Annotated in this window: 13 protein-coding genes; 6 read left to right on the top strand and 7 right to left on the bottom strand. The window is 71.7% G+C overall.

The features are described 5' to 3' along the window. Positions 1-124 precede the first annotated feature (124 nt). From AC0IZJ_RS25975 to AC0IZJ_RS25955, 5 genes are read right to left on the bottom strand one after another with little or no spacing between them, the layout of a single operon-like run. Positions 125-568 (bottom strand): hypothetical protein, encoded by a 444-nt coding sequence (locus tag AC0IZJ_RS25975; protein ID WP_471854752.1) that lies wholly within the window; start codon positions 566-568, stop codon positions 125-127. A 29-nt stretch (positions 569-597) separates the two neighbouring features. Further along, positions 598-1,128: a c-type cytochrome gene (locus AC0IZJ_RS25970; protein ID WP_471854750.1), complete on the bottom strand. Its 531-nt coding sequence runs from the start codon at positions 1,126-1,128 to the stop codon at positions 598-600. Further along, complete coding sequence (locus AC0IZJ_RS25965; protein WP_471854747.1) at positions 1,125-1,952, bottom strand: SRPBCC family protein; 828 nt, start codon at positions 1,950-1,952, stop codon at positions 1,125-1,127. The genes AC0IZJ_RS25970 and AC0IZJ_RS25965 overlap by 4 nt, the downstream gene beginning before the upstream one ends. Beyond that, positions 1,949-3,649 carry a hypothetical protein gene (locus tag AC0IZJ_RS25960; RefSeq protein WP_471854744.1) on the bottom strand — a complete coding sequence of 567 codons (1,701 nt, stop codon included), beginning with the start codon at positions 3,647-3,649 and terminating at the stop codon, positions 1,949-1,951. Before AC0IZJ_RS25960 ends, AC0IZJ_RS25965 begins: the two co-directional genes overlap by 4 nt. A gap of 37 nt (positions 3,650-3,686) precedes the next feature. Beyond that, positions 3,687-5,420 (bottom strand): hypothetical protein, encoded by a 1,734-nt coding sequence (locus tag AC0IZJ_RS25955; protein ID WP_471854742.1) that lies wholly within the window; start codon positions 5,418-5,420, stop codon positions 3,687-3,689. Between the two features lie 227 nt (positions 5,421-5,647). Here AC0IZJ_RS25955 and AC0IZJ_RS25950 point away from each other — a divergent pair, with 227 nt between their 5' ends. Further along, the gene (locus AC0IZJ_RS25950) at positions 5,648-6,325 is read left to right on the top strand and encodes a hemerythrin domain-containing protein (RefSeq protein ID WP_471854740.1); all 678 of its coding nucleotides are present in this window, start codon (positions 5,648-5,650) and stop codon (positions 6,323-6,325) included. Here AC0IZJ_RS25950 and AC0IZJ_RS25945 read toward each other — a convergent pair. Then, the gene (locus tag AC0IZJ_RS25945) at positions 6,292-8,931 is read right to left on the bottom strand and encodes a winged helix-turn-helix domain-containing protein (protein WP_471854738.1); all 2,640 of its coding nucleotides are present in this window, start codon (positions 8,929-8,931) and stop codon (positions 6,292-6,294) included. The two genes, AC0IZJ_RS25950 and AC0IZJ_RS25945, sit on opposite strands and share 34 nt — an antisense overlap. A gap of 85 nt (positions 8,932-9,016) precedes the next feature. Here AC0IZJ_RS25945 and AC0IZJ_RS25940 point away from each other — a divergent pair, with 85 nt between their 5' ends. Both AC0IZJ_RS25940 and AC0IZJ_RS25935 read left to right on the top strand, forming a co-directional pair. Further along, a complete protein-coding gene (locus tag AC0IZJ_RS25940; RefSeq protein ID WP_471854736.1) occupies positions 9,017-10,858 on the top strand; it encodes a glycosyltransferase family 2 protein in 1,842 nt (613 codons plus the stop codon). Continuing rightward, positions 10,855-11,928 carry a glycosyltransferase gene (locus AC0IZJ_RS25935; RefSeq protein WP_471854734.1) on the top strand — a complete coding sequence of 358 codons (1,074 nt, stop codon included), beginning with the start codon at positions 10,855-10,857 and terminating at the stop codon, positions 11,926-11,928. The genes AC0IZJ_RS25940 and AC0IZJ_RS25935 overlap by 4 nt, the downstream gene beginning before the upstream one ends. 46 nt (positions 11,929-11,974) lie before the next feature. Here the strand turns inward: AC0IZJ_RS25935 and AC0IZJ_RS25930 are convergent, their stop codons facing one another. Beyond that, on the bottom strand, positions 11,975-12,922 hold the full coding sequence (locus AC0IZJ_RS25930) for a PEP-CTERM sorting domain-containing protein (protein WP_471854732.1): 948 nt from the start codon (positions 12,920-12,922) through the stop codon (positions 11,975-11,977). 149 nt (positions 12,923-13,071) lie between these two features. Between AC0IZJ_RS25930 and AC0IZJ_RS25925 the strand changes: the two genes are divergently transcribed. The 3 genes from AC0IZJ_RS25925 to AC0IZJ_RS25915 all read left to right on the top strand — a co-directional run bounded on the left by AC0IZJ_RS25925 (position 13,072) and on the right by AC0IZJ_RS25915 (position 16,084). Beyond that, positions 13,072-14,283 carry a glycosyltransferase gene (locus AC0IZJ_RS25925; protein ID WP_471854730.1) on the top strand — a complete coding sequence of 404 codons (1,212 nt, stop codon included), beginning with the start codon at positions 13,072-13,074 and terminating at the stop codon, positions 14,281-14,283. A gap of 204 nt (positions 14,284-14,487) precedes the next feature. Beyond that, positions 14,488-15,522 carry an asparaginase gene (locus tag AC0IZJ_RS25920; RefSeq protein ID WP_471854728.1) on the top strand — a complete coding sequence of 345 codons (1,035 nt, stop codon included), beginning with the start codon at positions 14,488-14,490 and terminating at the stop codon, positions 15,520-15,522. After that, positions 15,500-16,084: an alpha-ketoglutarate-dependent dioxygenase AlkB gene (locus AC0IZJ_RS25915; RefSeq protein WP_471854726.1), complete on the top strand. Its 585-nt coding sequence runs from the start codon at positions 15,500-15,502 to the stop codon at positions 16,082-16,084. The genes AC0IZJ_RS25920 and AC0IZJ_RS25915 overlap by 23 nt, the downstream gene beginning before the upstream one ends. Positions 16,085-16,159 lie beyond the last annotated feature (75 nt).

Genomic DNA, 16,159 nt, shown 5'->3' with positions numbered 1-16,159 from the left:
TTTGGTGACTTTCTTCTGGCCCCGCAGAAGAAAGTTACCCGGCCGCCGGGACGGACTCCCGGCAATGCAGCGAGCAGACGCGCTCTTTGCAAGCGCAATCCAACCCACTACCCCAAACCCCCATTCACCGCACCGCCACAACCCCCCCCACCCTTCCATGCGCCAGCAAGAACACCCCCGCCTCGCTGCGCTCCCCACTGCTCACCATCACATCCACCAGGCAGGCGCGCCCGGCGTCCACCGCACGCACCATCTTCGTCTGCCTCGCCGGCGAAGGACGACCCAGCCGTTCGATCAGCTCACCGTACACCGCCTGCCGGCCCACACCACCCGAAGCACCGAGGCTGCCGTCCATGGCGAACTGCGCTGTCAGGCCCCAGGCGTCGCTGGCGTTCCAGCGCGCATCGAAGTCGTCCAGGCGGCGCTGCAGCGCGGCCTTGTCGTCGCAGGGCGATGCGGCCGCAAAGGCCTCGGACGGCAGGCTCAGAACGCCAGCGGCAACGATGCCGAGGGCCGACACGAGGGCGGTGAACAGGCCCAGCGGGGCGGAAGAAATAGAACGTTTCATGGAATTCTCCTTGGGATCAGTTGGAAGGGTCAGGGACGGGTGGGCGCCATCGGAGCAACGGGCTCCGGCACCTTGTTGCGGATGGGCGGCAGGCTCTTCAGGTAGGCGAACACGGCCTTGAGGTCGTCGTCCGTCATCTGGCTGTAGACCGGGATGGGCATGGGTGGCAGCACCGGCCGGCCGCGGCCAAGGTGGCGGCCGGTGCGGATGGTCTGCACGAAGTCGTTCTCGCTCCAGCGACCCAGGCCGGTCTCGATATCCGGCGTCAGGTTGGCCGAGAAGCTCACACCCCATGGGCCGGAGTAGGCCGTTGCGGTGGCGGCGGTGACCACCATCCACGGCCCCGGTGGCGGCGCGACCGGCGCCGTGATGACGAAGTCCTGCGGGTGCCCGGACAGTGATCGCACGATGTCGGGCTCCGGGCCGTGGGCACCCATCTTCAACGGCGTGTGGCAGTCCCTGCAGCCGCTGGTGTTGACGAGGTACTGACCGCGCTCGATGCGGTCGGCGGCCTGGGCGGTGCCGGCCAGCAGGATGAGGACGGGAATGAGTGCTTTCATGGACGGGTCTCCTGGATGAAGTGGCGTTGCAGCAGGGCCAGGCCCTGCGGGTCGAGGTCGCGGGTGCCCAGGGGCGGCATCTGCTGATAGGGGTTGCGCGTGCCGGCGCGCCTGAGCACCTGGGCCGCGTCGACGGGTGCGGGTGGCTGGCCCACGTCCAGCGCCAGGCGCAGCGGCACCGGCACGCCGCCGTCGAAATGGCAATGGCCGCAGTTGCCGTGCAGATAGCCGCGTGCCGCGTGCTCGGCGCGGTTGCTGGCAATGAAGTCGGGCGCCTGCGTAGCCCAGGCGGCGGGCGCGTTCTTCAGCAGGCCGTCGCGCAGCAGCGCCGGTAAGGCCGGGCCCAGTTGCAAGGCCGCGAAGCCCAGCACCGGGCTGCGCGCGCCGGCGTGGCAGGCGATGCAGTCGCCAGTCGAGGGAACGTCGTAGCGCCTGCCGCCGGGCAGCGTCAGCACCTGACCGCGGGCTGGGGCGCGCACCGCGTCGTCACCGCTCCAGACGTAGCTTGCGTATGCCCATCGCCCGTCGCTGCCAAGGACGAAGTGGCGCGTCTCGACCCGCCGGCCGTCCACGCTGAACTCCTTCCACAGCCGCGTGCCGGCCGGGAACTGCCAGGCGTCTGGCTGGCTCACATCCACCTGCGCGCCAGGCGGCAGCGCGATCCAGCGTCGCTTGGCCGCGCCGTCGGACCACAGCGCGAAGCGCGGCTCGAAGGCGCGCACACCGGGCTCGCCCAGGCCGGTCGCGCTCAGGCGCTCGGGCAGCTCGCCCCGCGCCGATGCCGCCAACACGGCAAGCAGCAACAGGCCGATCCCAGCTTTCATTGCGGCCGCCCCAGCGACCAGCTCCGGTCGCCGAACCCCGCATCCGAGCCCTGGATGCGGCCGGCGGCCACCACGCCCTCGGCCGACCACACATGGCCGCCGACGAACGGCGCGGTCGTGGTGCCGCGCGGGCATTGGACGGTCATCGTCGACGCCCAGCGCGTGCTGAGCGTCAGCGCGTAGCGCGCCGGGCTGACGGACTCGTCCACGACGAGCTGGCCCGCCGTGTCGGCCTCGGCCAGCGAGAGCCGGGTCGGCGACACGGTGTGCGTGCAGACCGGGTCGAACATCGTGTAGAGATGGTCGGCCATGCCGGTGGGCCGGTAGACACGGCGCGTTGCGGTGCTTTGCGCGGCGTCCAGCGCCCAGCGGGTGTCGAGCCTGAAGGCGTGGCCGGCTTCGAGGTCGCCGACGATGCCCTCCAGTGAACCGACCCACGCGTCTTCGGCGACACGGATGCGGGCACTCAGCACCAGCCGGCGGCCGTTCGCCACGTTGACGCTGCGAAAGCGCAACGTGAGCGGGTTGGTAGACGGCACCTGGGCCGGCGCGGTGTACACGACGCCGGCCCGCGGCTCGGACGCCAGCGTGCCCAAGGTCGCATCGGGCGTGCTGCTGCCTTCGAGCGTCCACTCGCGCTGGAAGCCCGGCTTGACGTTGAGCACCGGCACCGTGACGTCGCGCACCACCGGCATCGGAATGCACAGCTCGTCGGGGCTGTCGGCTTCGCAGGCGACGTCGCGCGTCGCATAGATGCTGACCGGCACGAAGCGCTGGCTGCCGAGCGTGCGCACCGTGGCCGTGGCGGGCACCAGCTTGTGCGCCTTCACGCGCACGAACTCCGCCTTCAGCACCGGGGCCGCCGCGAGGGGGCGCGCCTGCAATGCCGCAGCGGTGGGCTGCGCGGGCCACAAGCCGGGCGGCAGGCTCACCTGAAGCAGGCGCTGGCCTTCGTCGTGGCCCGACAGTGGCAGCACCCACCAGCTGCCGTCGGCCTGGCGCAGCGCGAGGCGGTCCTGCGAGACGTCGTCGGCGCTCTCGTCGGCGCCGTAGCGCAGCGAGAGCGTCAGCGTGCGCGCCGGGCGCTCGGGCAGCGTCAGCGTGAGGCCGGGGCCGACGCCGTCGGGCAGCGGATTGCTGGTCGCCTGCAGCGCGGCCGTGCCCGCCTGGCTGAAGCTGCCCGCCGGCAATTCCAGTTGCAGGCTGCCGTCGGCCGCCACCAGGCGGGCGGTCGCGGGCGTGAACGGCAGCGCGGTGCTGGCGCCCACGGGTTCCGGCGCGGCCGTCGTCAGCACAGCTTCACTGCCGGTGCGTGCATTGGCCGTGGCGACGACGCTGCCGTCGGCCCGACTGAGTCGGTAGGCGTAAGGGGTGTCTGCAGCGAGGCCGGCATCGAGCCACAGGCCAGCTCCGCTGCCCACGTCGGCGACGACGGCATAGGCGCCGGCATCACCCGCGCGGCGCTCCAGGCGCCAGGCCGTGTCGGCGCTGCCGCCGCGCCAGGTGACGGTGGCATGCGCCGCCGATCCGGACTGCGCGGCCATCGTGACGGCCGGCGAGGACGGCGGCGGTGCCGAGGGCGTGGCCGGCGCGCTGGGCGTGGCGGTTGCGGCGGTGTCGGTACCACCGCCGCCGCAACCGGCGAGGAACAACAGGCCGGCGCACAGCGGCGCCAGCAGACGGGGAGTCATCAGCATGGGAGTGGCTCGAAGAAGGTTGAAACGCGCGCTCAGCTCACAGCCAGTGGCGCATCAGCACGACGTCGAGGTCGCTGCCGTTGGCCTCGCCGGCCTGCAGCACGCGCACCGTGGGCACGCGGTCGTCGGGCTGCAGGGCCAGCGCGCGGCCGGCGTCGGGCTGCAGGGCCAGCGCGCGGCCGGCGTCGGTCTTGGTGCCGGTGGCCACGGCCGTGGTGCGCGTGCCGCCCGGGCCGAAGTCGGTGTCGACGCTGCCGTCGGCTTTCAGGCGCACGAGCACCGTGTCGGCGCTGGAGCTGTTGCCCGTGTAGACCCAGCCGCCCAGCAGCAGCCGGCCGTCGGCCTGGCGGACCAGCGCGGTGGCTTCGTCCCAGTTGGTGGCGCTGACGGCCACGACGGCGCGGCCACCGGTGCCGAAGGCGGCGTCCAGGCCGCCGTTGGGCAGCAGGCGCACGGCGGCGAAGTCATGGTCGCGGTGGCCGGCCAGCACGAGCTGGTTGTCCGGCGTGACGACGACGCCGCGCGCCGCACCCGTGACGCTGCCGAACAGGCTGCGCACGATGCCGGCGGTGCCGAAGCTCGCGTCCAGCGTGCCGTCGGCGCGGTAGCCGGCGGCGATGAAGTCACCCTCGCCGCCCACGGCGACGAGGCGCTGCACGCCGCCCACGGTCTGCAGCGCCAGGCCGTAGACGGTCTCTCTTGCGCTGCCGCTGCCGATGGCGGTCAGCACCCTGCCGGCGGTGCCGAAGCTGGCGTCCGGCGTGCCGTCGGCGTTGTAGCGGGCCAGCGCGAAATCGGCGCCGCTGGCACCCTGATCGCTGTCGCCGGCCAGCACGATCCTGCCGTCGGGCTGCAGCAGCAACGCATAGGCCTTGTCGGCGCCGTTGCCGAACGAAGTGATGACGCGGCCGCCCGTACCGAAGGTGGTGTCCAGCGTGCCATCGGCGTTGTAGCGGGCCAGTGCGAAGTCGTAGCCGCTGGCGCCCTGGTCGCTGCTGCCGGCAACGAGGATCTTGCCGTCGGGCTGCACGGCCACGGCCTGGGCTTCGTCGCTGCGGCTGCCGTTGTTGAAGGCGGTGGCGACCTTGCCGCCCGCGCCGAAGCTCGTGTCCAGGCCACCATCGCGCAGGTGGCGCACGAGCATGAAGTCGGTGCCGCTGGCGGCCGTGAAGGCGCCGAAGCCGGCCACCACGGCCTTGCCGTCGGCCTGCACGGCGACGCCGCGCACATAGTCGTCGGTGATGCCACCGGCGGTCACGAGCGTGCCGCCGCCAAAGCTGGTGTCGATGTCGCCTGCGGCGCCGCGCACGGTGACGGTCAACGGCTTGGTGGCCGTGACCGTGCCCGCGGTGCCCTTGACGGTCACCGCGGTCGGCAGCGAATGCGGTGCGACCAGCGTGGCCTGCAGCGTCAGCGTGCCGGTGGTGCTGCTGGCGGCGACGTTGACGGCGGCGGCCGTGGCGCCGGTGGGCAGGCTGTCGGCGCTGAACTGGATGGCGTCGGTGAAGCCGGCGTCCCGTTGCACGGTGACGGCGACGGTCGCCTGCTGGCCCTGCCAGACGATGGCCTTGGACGTGTCCAGCGTGAAGCTGAAACCGGGTGTGGGGGTGGGCGTGGGCGTGCCGCCGCCGCTGCCGGCCGGCGGCGGTGCGGGGTCGGCCGACGTGCCCGCGGCGCTGCCGCCGCCGCCGCAGGCGGCCAGGGCGGCGGTGAGGGTGACGCTGAGGATCAGTGCACGGGAAGGGAGGCGCTTGAGCGAACGGATGGACATGATGTGGACTCGGTGGGACGGTGGCGTGATGCCCGGAGCGGGAAAGCCGCTGTTCCGGGATGACGGCACTGTGCCGAGCGGCCCCCCTGCTGCCATCGGCTGGACGGGCCATCGCCACGGGCGGCGAAGAGCCATCGCTCACCGGCCTGCCGATGGCCCATCGGGGCGATGCGGCGCCTTGCGGGCGTCGCAACACTGGCGGCTCCCAACTCCACCACCCAGCTGCCATGAACACCCCGCCCCGCCTCGACCTCTACGCCCACATCCACAAGGCCCTGCGCCTGTTCATGACGGATACGCTGCAGCGCCTGAGCCGCCTGGACGCGGACGACCCGCTCGAGCTGGCCACGAGCCTCGGCCAGCTTGACGCCCTGCTCGACGCAGCGCGCCAGCACGTCGAGAAGGAGAACACCTACGTGCACCCCGCCATCGAGGCCCGCCGCGCCGGCGCGAGCGCCGCCATCGAGACCGAACATGAGGAACACCTCGACGCCATCGCCGCGCTGCGAGCCGAAGGCGCCGCGTTGCGCGCGATGCCGTCAGCCGCCGCAGCGCAACGCCTGTACCGCCGGTTCGCGGCCTTCGTGGCTCACAACTTCGAGCACATGGCCGTCGAGGAAAGCCGCCACAACCAGGCGCTGTGGGCCGCCTACAGCGACGATGAACTGTTCGAGCTGCACGGCCGCATCATGGCCAGCATCGACCCTCGGGAGATGGCTCAGACACTGCGCTGGATGATCCCGGCCCTGACGCCGGCCGAGCGCGCGATGGTGATCGGCAGCCTGCCGCCGCAAGCGCAGGGCCCGGTGCTGGCCTCGGCACGCGCGGCGCTCGACGACACAGCCTGGAGCAAGCTGTGCCGGGCTGTCGGTCAGCCGAGCGTGCCCGGCTTGATCGAAGCGTAGTTGCGCTGGTTCCACCACGCGGCCGCCTCGCCGCGCGAGTTCAGGCCCAGCTTGTCGAGGATGTTGGCCACATGCCGCTTGACGGTGTGCGGGCTCAGGTCCAGCGCGCGGGCGATGTGCTTGTTGCTGGCGCCGGCGGCGATCTGGGCGATGACCTCGGCCTCGCGCTGCGACAGGCGCTCGTCGACCGGCGCGTTCGGCACCTCTTCCACGGTGACCGCCACGGTGGCGGGCCGCACGGCATCGGCCCAGCCGCGCAGGCGGGCCAGGTCGGCGGCGTCCAGCAGGCCGCCCCAGTCCTGCGCGGCCATGCGCAGCAGCTCGGGCGCCGCCCACATCAGCCCGCCGGGCTCGCGCCGCGCCAGCGCCGGGGCCAGAGCTTGCGCGGCGCCGGCACGGTCGCCGCGATCCAGCAGCGCGGTGGCCAGGCGCAGTCGTGTTTCATTCAGCTGGCCGAGCAGGTCGCCGCTTTCGCCATCGGTCAGCAAGCCACGCCAGCCGGCGATCGCCTCGTCGCGCCGCCCGTCCAGCGCGGCGAGCCGGGCCTGCAGGCCCAGCAGCGGCCGAGGCCGATGCGGCATCAGCAGGTCGGGCAGGTCGGCGCCCAGGCGCACCAGGCGCTCCAGGCCCTCGGCGAGCGCCTCGCGGTTGCCGCAGGCCGCCGCCATGCGGGCCATGAAGAAACTGGCATGCCACTGCCCCCAGGCGCCATAGCCCGGCACATGCTCGGCCAGGCGCAGCCGCATCAGGCTCAGCGCCGACTCGTGCCGGCCGGCCAGCAGGTCCAGCATCGCGTGCAGGGCCTGGCCATGGTTGCGGGCGATGACCAGGCGGCCGAACCAGGCCGCATCGGCCTCGGCGCGCGCCAGCAGCTGCCGAGACTCCGCCACCCGCCCCTGCCAGAACAGGTTCCAGGCCTGGGCCATGTGGGCGTTGACGCCGAAGGGCAGCGGCCGGTCGCCCAGCACCTGCATCGCGCCCAGGTACCAGCGGTCCACCACGGGCGCCATGCCCGCGCAGCTGATCTGGCGCGGCGGCGGCGAGCCGGTGTACCAGGCCTCCAGCGAAGCGGTCTGCCGCAGCTCGGTGACGAGGGCGTCGAACAGCGGCGCAACGGCGTCGAAGCGGCAGCTCTCGAGCGCATGCCAGGCACGGCCCAGCAACGTCATGCTGCGCAGTTCGCCGCTGAGCGCAAAGGGGTCGAGGTCGCGCAGCAGCGCCTCGGCCTCGCCCAGCCGGCCCTGAGCGATGAGCAGGATGCTGCGATGCGCTCGCGACGCGCGCAGGCCGGCCTCGTCGCCGCGGGCTTCGAACAGGCCTTCGGCGCGGCCCAGATGCCACTCGGCCTGCTGCGCCTCCCACAGCACCCACAGGCTCAGCGCCTTGACGCGGTGGAGCTCGGGGCTTGCTTCGGCGAAGGCCGGATCGAAGCGGCGCGTCAGGTCCAGCAGCCCCTGCGCGCCGAGCTGGTTCATCAGCAGCGCGCCGTCGCCCAGCAGCAGCTCGGCCGCGCGCTCCGGCCGGCCGGCGGCCAGCAGCAGACTCTGGCGGCGCAGCGCGTCGGTCTCCAGCACGGCGGCGCGCTCGAGCATCTGGCGGTGCAACTCGGGCTGCTCCTGGCGCAGCCGCTGCTGCAGCATGTCGCGGAAGAGCTGGTGCAGGCGCAGCGTGTGCGGCGCCAGGTCGACGACGGTGACGAACAGCGACAGCCGTTCCATCTCCGCCAGCCAGCCGGCGGCATTCGCGTCTTCGCCCAAGGCCTGGCAGCGCGCAGCGTCCAGCTCATGCAGCACGCTGGTGCGCAGCAGGAAGCCGCGCAGGCCGGCCTCCAGCCGGTCCAGCACCTCGGCGGCGAGGTAGTCGAAGGTGGCGCGGTCGATGGCCGCCGGCAGGCGCTGGCCCTGGCTCATGCCCAGGGCCAGGCGCAGCCCGGCGGGCCAGCCCTGGCAGCGCTCGTAAAGCCCGGCTGCGGCGCTGTCGTCCAGGCCCGCCGCCTGCGCCAGCTGCTCGACCTCGCCGCGCGCCAGCGCCAGCTCGGTCGCGCCCAGGTCGGCCAGCTCGCCGGTGGCGCGCAGCCGCGCCAGGCGCAGCGCCGGCTCGTGGCGGGCGCTGAGCACGAGGCGCCAGCGCTCGCCCATGCGGGCCAGCCAGCGGTCGAGGAACTGCAACGAGGCCGGGTCGGCGAGGTGATGGGCGTCGTCCAGCACGATGAGGCCGTGCGCCACCTCACAGGCCTCCAGCGCATTCAGCATCGCGTCGGCCACCGTGACGATCTCGGCGCCGCCGCGCAGCGCCGCGTCGCGCAGGCCCTCGGGCGCCGTGCGCCAGGGCGGGTCAAAGGGCTCGAAGGCGGCGAACAGGCAGTCCAGCAGCCGGCCCAGGTCGTCGCCCTCGTCCAGCGCCACCCAGGCAACCGCCGTCTCGGCCGGCTGCGCGGCCAGGGCCTGTGTCAGCAGGGCCGTCTTGCCGTAGCCGGCGGGTGCGCAGATGAGCAGCACGCGCTGGGTGTCCAGTGCTCGCGCGACATCGGCCAGCAGGGCCGGGCGGGGCAGCAACATGCCTTCGCGGGGGCGTGGGGCGCGGGTCTTGGTGTGGGCAAGGGCCATGCCGGAAATGATAGGCGGCGTCGGTCGGGGCCCACGGGGCCCGGCTCTACGATCCGGCCCTTGTGCCAGCTGCCGAGGTCCGTGAATGGTCGAGTCCGCGTCGTCGTCCCCCCGCTTCAGCTTCAGCGTCATCGTCGCCAACTACAACCATGCTGCCCTCGTCGGCCGGGCGGTCGACAGCGTGCTGGGCCAGGACTACCCGCCCGAATTGCGCGAGGTCATCGTCGTCGATGACGGCTCGACCGACGACTCGCGCGAACGGCTGCAGGCGTGGGCCGGCAGCGACGGTGTGAAGCTGGTCTTCCAGCAGAACCGCGGCCAGACGGCGGCCTTCGCGGCCGGGCTGGCCCAGGCCAGCGGCGACTACGTCTGCCTGCTGGATGCCGACGACCGCTGCCACCCGCACAAGCTCGCCGAGATCGCCCGCCACCTCGGCACGCTGCAGGTCGACAGCGCCAACCTCTTCCTCTGCCACGACCTGGACATCCTCGACGGCGCCGACGGCAGCGCCATTGCGGCAAGCTGGTTCGAGGTCATCAACCAGCAGCGCTTCGGGCCGCATCTGACGATCACCGCAGCGCACCACTTCTTTCCGTTCGCCGTCACGTCGGGCATGGTCTTCGGCCGCGAGCTGCTACGGCGCGTGATGGCCGAGGTGCCCACCTGGGAATGGCCGATGGGGTCGGATGCGGTGCTCGGCCACGGCGCCATGATCTTCACCGGCGAGGTGCACTACCTGTGCCAGCGCCTGGGCAGCTATGTCGTACATGGCGACAACAACCTGGCCAGCATCGTGAACGGCCAGTTCCGCGCCAAGCCGATCTGGCACGACCGTTGGCCGCGCAAGCTGCGCTGGCTGGAGCTGCTGGTCGACACGCTGACCTTTAGCGACGCCGAGCGCGCCGAACGGCTCGGCTACATCGGCCGCCTTGAACACGTCGTGCGCGCTGCACCGGCCAGCCGCCGCTACCCGCAGCCACTGCTGAGCCTCATCGTCGACACGCAGGGCGCGCCGCCCGACTGGGCACTCGCCACCGCCGAGGCCGCAGCCACCCAGCGCGACAGCCACCACGAGCTCATCTGGGTGGGCGATGCGGCCACGCTGGCCGCGCTGCCGCCTGCCTGCCCGGGCGCGCGCGCCGCCACGGCCGATGGCGCCGACGCCTATGCCCGCATGCGCGCCGGCTGGCAGGCTGCGCGTGGCGGCTACCTGTGCTTCCTGGGCGCGGGCGACCGGCCCGACCCGCTGTTCGCCGCCAAGCACCTGCACGCCCACCGCTTCGGCAACCTGCCGATGCTGACGGCCAGCGACCTGCGCCTCATCGACGCCAACGGGGTGTTGGTGCATCACGGCATCCTGCTGACCGCCAACGGCTGGGGCGGCGGCACCGTCAACGCCTTCGCCCACCCGCTGCGCGACTGGCCCCTGGCGCCGCTGCCGGCGATGGTGCTGCGCCGCACGCCGCTGCTGGCCGGCTTCTTCGCGGCAGAAACGTTGGCGATACCGTCGCGCGCCGCCGGCTGGCTGCTCGCCCACTACCTGCTGCAGATGGGCGGGGCCAGCCGCTTGGCTGAGAACCTGATGGACCTGCGCCTGCCGGCGACGGCAACGCCGAACGCGTCATGGCTGTCGCAGTTCGTCGACCGCGACGGCCCGCTGCCGGGCATCGACCTGGCCGTCGCAGCGGAGGCCCTGTTCGCCGCCTACACCCGCGCCCGCACGGCGGAGCGCGCCTTTTTCTCAGACGGCTGGGAGGCTCGCTGGCTGCGCTGGCTGCTGCAGTCTGGGGGTGGCGACACAGCGGCACGGCTGGAGCGTCAAGCTCGCGCCGCCGAGGACGCCGCCTGGGGCCAACGCGTGCTGGGCCAGCTGCGCGCGTTGCTGCCGCGTCCAGGCCCAGGCACAGACCCAAACCCAAACCCATGACGCGGCGCCGCGTCGCGCTGCTGACGGCGGTCGATTTCTGGCATGTCGGCGCAGGCCACCGGGCGCGCATCCGAGCGCTGGCTGCGGCACTGGCCGAGGCCGTCGAGCTGACGCTGGTCTTGCCGACCGCCGTGCCCGACAGTGTTCGTGCTGCCATCGCTGCCGCCGTGCCCGGCGCGCGCCTGCACACGCTGGACCTGCCGCCCAGCGGCCAGCAGCGCGACGCGCTGGTCGCGCTGGCCGCCTTCTTCCGCGCCACGCCGCAACACAGCTGCATCGTCGAATACCTGTCGCTCGGCTGGCTGCGCGCGGCCATCCCGCCGGGTGTGCAGGCGCTGGTGGACACGCACGACGTCGTGCACCGTCGGGATGCCGAGCTCGTCGCCATGGGCGAGCGCCTGGACCGGCCGCTGCTGAGCGCCGCCCAGGAAGAAGCCCAGCTGCGCGCCTTTGACCGCGTCATCGCCATCAGCGAACCCGATGCCGAGGTGTTCCGCGGCTGGCTGGGCAGCAGGCGAGTCGTCCTGGCGCCGCATGCGGTGCCGCTTCGCCCTTCGCCCTGGCGTGAGCCGCTGCAGCGCCTGCTTTTCGTCGCCAGCGGCTACCTGCCCAACCAGCAAGGCTTGCACGCCTTCCTGCACGAGGCCTGGCCACGGCTGGCCGGGCGCGGCCTGCAGCTGGATGTCGTCGGGCAGATCGGGCCGGCGATGCGGCTGCGCTCTGTCCACGGCGTTCATGTGCACGGCATGGTCGATGACCTGGACGCGGCCTACGCGGCAGCGGACCTCTGCATCAACCCGGTCGTCAGCGGCTCGGGGCTGAAGATCAAGACCGTCGAGGCCCTGGCCCACGGCGTGGCGCTGGTAGCGAGCCCGCATGCGGTGCGCGGGCTGGACAACGCCGGGGATGCTTTCGTCGTGGCCGATGGCGCCGCCGCCTTCGCTGACGCGATTGCCGCGCTGGCCGATGCACCCGCCCGGCGCTGCAGCGTCGCCCAGGCCGGGTTTCGCCTGGCCGGCGAGCGCTTCAGCCCGGCGGCCTGCTTTGGCGAGCTGATCGCGACGCTCTGAAAACAAAAAAGGCGCCCGAGGGCGCCTTCGATGAGCGGGGAAGCACTCAGTCCTTGCGGCGGCGTCGGGCCACACCCGCGGCGGCAATGCCCAGGCCGACAAGGGCCAGGCTGGCCGGCTCGGGCAGGTCCTGCGCGACGGCGGCGGTGAGCGCGAAGTCCAGCTGCGGGTCGCCGTTCAGCTCGGCCGGGTCGCCGTAGAAGGAGTAAGCCGTGCCGGCAAACACCTCGCGGTCGCCGCAGTTCTGGCCGTAGCCACCGTAGCCGTAGCCATAGCCGCCGCAATCGCCGCCGGTGAAGTTGTAGACGCCGACGTTGGCCATCGCGCTGTTCTCCACTTCGGACAGCACGTCGACATAGCCGCCAGCGGCGACGATGCCGAGGTCGACGCTGTAGTAGTCGTTGCTCCAGTAGTAGTTGCCGTCGCTGAAATCGGCATCGCTGCCGGTCAGACTGACGCCGCTGCGCGAACCGGTGCTGCCGCTCGCGTCGGTCGTGACGGTGGCGGCGGTGTTGAACACCGACGTCCAGGAGGCGCCGTTCACGCTGGTCTTCACCGACGCGGCGTAGCTCGAGGTCAGCAGTTCACCGCTGGTCAGGGGCCGGTAGTAGGCGCTCGTGGCAATGCTGCCGCCGTAGATGTGGAAGCTCAACGTGTAGTGCTGGGCGACGCCGGTCAGGTTCTCGAAGCGGTGGGCGAACTGCGCATGCGCAGCGCTGTTGCCAATACCGGAGCTGTTGGAGCTGACCGCATAGGCACCGCTGGCGTTGGCAAACGAGTAGCCGTAGGCGTTGCCGGTGGTGTCGCCGATGGACGACTGGCTGTTGACATAGCCGACGGTGGCATACGGAACCGGCGTGGCCGTGCCAGTGGCGACGGCCGCCAGCGAACTGGCACTGACGACCGGATCGGCGTAGGCGATGCCGGCCTGGCCCAGCAGCGTGGCCAGCGCGGCGAGACTCAGCCGCGAAAGTCGTGATTGGGGCAAGATCATGTTCAGGTGCTCCGTTGTAGTTGTGGCAAACGATGACAGCTGAACGCTGCAAAGTTCGAGCCAAACGCGAATTCCTAATGGGCTCAATCACTTAAGCTCGCGGGCCGGCACCCCTAGGTCATGATTTGTAAAGATCCCCGACATCGTCTATGACCCGCATCCTCGCCGTCTGGGAGATGGGCGCCAACATGGGCCACATCGACCGCTTGCTGCTCACGGCTCGCGCGCTGCGCGCACGCGGTCACGAGATCAGCTTCGTGCTGCGCGACCTGTCTCGCGCCCATGGGCGCATCGCAGCCGAGGGCTTTGCCATGGGCCAGGCCCCGGTCTGGCTGCCGCAGCTCGCCAACCCGCCGCGGCTGTCCAACTACACCAGCGTGCTGGCAGCCGCGGGCTGGCTGGACGCTCCCGGGCTGGCCGGCCTGATCGGCGGCTGGCGGCGCTGGTACGAGGTTCTGCAGCCCGAGGTGCTGATCTGCGACCACGCGCCGACCGCATTGCTGGCGTCCCGGGCCTTCGGCATGAACGTCTGGACCATCGGCACCAGCTTTGAGGTGCCACCGGGCGGCGAGCACTTTCCACCCATGGCGCATTGGGACCCGGGCGCCGCCGCACGCTGCGCCGCCGACGACGCCATGCTGCTGCCGGTGGCCAACCAGGCGCTGGCGATGCTGAGCCTGGCGCCGCTGGCGCGCCTGACCGACCTCTTCGACGGCTGCCATCAGGCCATCGCCTCACTGCCCGAGCTGGCGCACTATGGCGGCTACCCGGCGGACATGCCCTTCTGCGGCCCGACCTACGTCGGCGACAGCGGCGTCGAGCCGGTCTGGCCCGGCGGTAAAGGCCCCAAGGTGTTTGCCTATCTGAGCCCGGGGCATCCCGAGTTCGCGCGGCTGATGCAGGCACTGCGCGAACTGGGCGTGCGTGCGCTTGTCCACGCCAAGGGCCTGTCGGCCGAGGCCTCGCAACGGCTGGCCGGGCCGCAGCTGCGCTTCGAGGCGCAGCCCGTCAAGCTCGATGCAACCCTGGCAGCGGCGGACCTCATCGTCTCGCACGGCGGCCTGGGCACGGCCACTGCAGCGTTGCTGGCCGGCAAGCCCCAACTGGTGGTGGCCAATCACATGGAGCAGTTGATGACCGGCCGGCGCCTTGTGGACCAAGGCCTGGGCCTGACCGTGCCGCCGGGCGCACCCAGCCCCGACTGGCGACGGCTGATGGGGCAGTTGCTGCATGAACCCCGTTTCGCCGCTGCCGCCCGCGCGGTGGCCGAGCGCCATCGCGGCGAGAGTGCGGCGGGCACGGCCGAGCGGCTGGCATGCCGCATCGAGGCGTCGCTCAGCGAACGATTTGTTCAGCCATGAAGTGCAAGCGGATGCGTGGCACTGGCCAGGCCTTCTCCTACGCCCGCATGCGGCGCTGCTCACGTGTCGGTGCTGGGCCAAGCCAGCTAAATTTGAATCGTCGAGAGCCAGAGTTGCAGCTGAAGAGTTGCTCTACAGGCAATGACCGACATAAAGGCCCGATGCGAAACGCACCGGGCCTTTTCTTTTGTGGATGATGCGCAGATGAACCCCGTCCTCATCGAAGTCCTGCGCGGCAGCGCCGTCGAATCGCTTCACGCCGGCGCCTTGGCCATCGTCGACACCTCGGGCGCCGTGCACACGGCCCTGGGCGATGTCGACCGACCGATCTTTCCGCGCTCTGCGGTCAAGCTGCTGCAGGCGTTGCCGCTGGTGGCCAGCGGTGCGGCCGAGGCCTTCGACCTGACCGACGAAGAACTCGCCCTGGCCTGCGCCTCGCACAGCGGCGAGCCCGAGCATGTGGCCACGGCCGCCGCTGTACTCGCCAAGCTGGGCCTGGACGAAAACGCGCTGGAATGCGGCACCCAGTGGCCGGGCCGCGAGCCGGTGCTGCGCGGCATGGTGGCGCGCGGCGAGCAGGCCACGGCGTTGCACAACAACTGCTCGGGCAAGCACAGCGGCTTCGTCTGCGTCGCCTGCCTGATGGCACGCAATGCGGGCACAGACCCAGCCGAATTCGCACGCGGCTATGTGGCGGCCGAACACCCGGTCATGCGCGAGGTGTCGGCGGCGCTGTCGGCTGTCGCTGGCGTCGATGTGGAGCAGGCGCCGCGCGGCATCGATGGCTGCTCCATCCCGACCTTTGCGCTGCCGCTGCGCTCACTCGCGTTGGCCTTTGCGCGCGCCGGCACCGGCCAGGGCCTGACCGCCGCCAACGCCCGCGCCGCACTTCGCCTGCGCCAGGCCGTCGCCCGGGCGCCCTTCATGGTGGGCGGCACCGACCGCTTCGACACCCGCGTCATGCAGGCCTTCGGCGAGCGCCTGTTCTGCAAAATCGGCGCCGAGGGCGTCTACTGTGCGGCGTTGCCGGAGCTGGGCCTGGGCGTGGCGCTCAAGATCGACGACGGCGCCGCGCGCGCGGCCGAGGCGGCTTTTGCCGCAGTGGCCAGCGCCCTGCTCCAGACCGAGGATGACCTGCTGCGCGGCTACAGCCATCTCGCGCTGCGCAACTGGCGCGGCATCGAGGTCGGCTCGCTGCGGCCGGCCCAAGCCCTGCATGCAATCCGCGCTGTTCGATGACCTGCCGCCCTCGCCGGGCGCTTTGCCCGACGGGCTGATCTACCAGCCTGGTTTCGTCACGCCGGCCGAAGAAGCGGAGCTGATCGCGCTCGTATGCCAACTGCCTCTGCAGGCTGCGCAGTACAAGAGCTACACGGCACGGCGGCGCGTCGTCAGCTATGGCGGGCGGTTCGACTACGACAGCAACGAGCTGCTCCCCGCCGGCCCGCTGATCGACGCGCTGCACCCGCTGCGCGACCGTGTCGCCGCCTGGGCCGGCATCGCGTCGCAGGCGCTGGTGCACACGCTGGTGGCTGAATACGCGCCCGGCACGCCGCTGGGCTGGCACCGCGACGTGCCGGATTTCGAGGAGGTCTTTGGCGTGTCGCTGGGCAGTGAGGCCGTGCTTCGGTTTCGGCCCTACCCGCCGGACCGGCCGAGGCGGGAAGACATCGTCAAGCTTCGCGCGCAACCACGCTCCGTCTACGCGCTTCGCGGCGCGGCGCGCTGGGATTGGCAACACAGCGTTGCCCCAGTGGACGCCCTGCGCTGGTCCATCACGTTCCGCACGAAGCGGCGCTAGCGGGCGCTAGGTAGCGCTGTGCCGTTCCTGACGGCGCGAAAGCACCGCCCTTGCTGGCGGCCGAGCCCGCACAGC

The organism is Roseateles sp. AC306 (genome assembly GCF_979253795.1).
Note: the sequence above shows the minus strand (reverse complement) of the source record. Positions and strands in the feature narration are given on the sequence as shown.

What these genes read in the sequence shown, in the direction of transcription:
- AC0IZJ_RS25915 (WP_471854726.1), top strand. Translation starts at nt 15,500, where the DNA reads ATGCAATCCGCGCTGTTCGATGACCTGCCGCCCTCGCCGGGCGCTTTG.
- AC0IZJ_RS25920 (WP_471854728.1), top strand. Translation starts at nt 14,488, where the DNA reads ATGAACCCCGTCCTCATCGAAGTCCTGCGCGGCAGCGCCGTCGAATCG.
- AC0IZJ_RS25950 (WP_471854740.1), top strand. Translation starts at nt 5,648, where the DNA reads ATGAACACCCCGCCCCGCCTCGACCTCTACGCCCACATCCACAAGGCC.
- AC0IZJ_RS25955 (WP_471854742.1), bottom strand. Translation starts at nt 5,420, where the DNA reads ATGTCCATCCGTTCGCTCAAGCGCCTCCCTTCCCGTGCACTGATCCTC.
- AC0IZJ_RS25935 (WP_471854734.1), top strand. Translation starts at nt 10,855, where the DNA reads ATGACGCGGCGCCGCGTCGCGCTGCTGACGGCGGTCGATTTCTGGCAT.
- AC0IZJ_RS25965 (WP_471854747.1), bottom strand. Translation starts at nt 1,952, where the DNA reads ATGAAAGCTGGGATCGGCCTGTTGCTGCTTGCCGTGTTGGCGGCATCG.
- AC0IZJ_RS25925 (WP_471854730.1), top strand. Translation starts at nt 13,072, where the DNA reads ATGACCCGCATCCTCGCCGTCTGGGAGATGGGCGCCAACATGGGCCAC.
- AC0IZJ_RS25970 (WP_471854750.1), bottom strand. Translation starts at nt 1,128, where the DNA reads ATGAAAGCACTCATTCCCGTCCTCATCCTGCTGGCCGGCACCGCCCAG.
- AC0IZJ_RS25940 (WP_471854736.1), top strand. Translation starts at nt 9,017, where the DNA reads ATGGTCGAGTCCGCGTCGTCGTCCCCCCGCTTCAGCTTCAGCGTCATC.
- AC0IZJ_RS25930 (WP_471854732.1), bottom strand. Translation starts at nt 12,922, where the DNA reads ATGATCTTGCCCCAATCACGACTTTCGCGGCTGAGTCTCGCCGCGCTG.
- AC0IZJ_RS25945 (WP_471854738.1), bottom strand. Translation starts at nt 8,931, where the DNA reads ATGGCCCTTGCCCACACCAAGACCCGCGCCCCACGCCCCCGCGAAGGC.
- AC0IZJ_RS25960 (WP_471854744.1), bottom strand. Translation starts at nt 3,649, where the DNA reads ATGCTGATGACTCCCCGTCTGCTGGCGCCGCTGTGCGCCGGCCTGTTG.
- AC0IZJ_RS25975 (WP_471854752.1), bottom strand. Translation starts at nt 568, where the DNA reads ATGAAACGTTCTATTTCTTCCGCCCCGCTGGGCCTGTTCACCGCCCTC.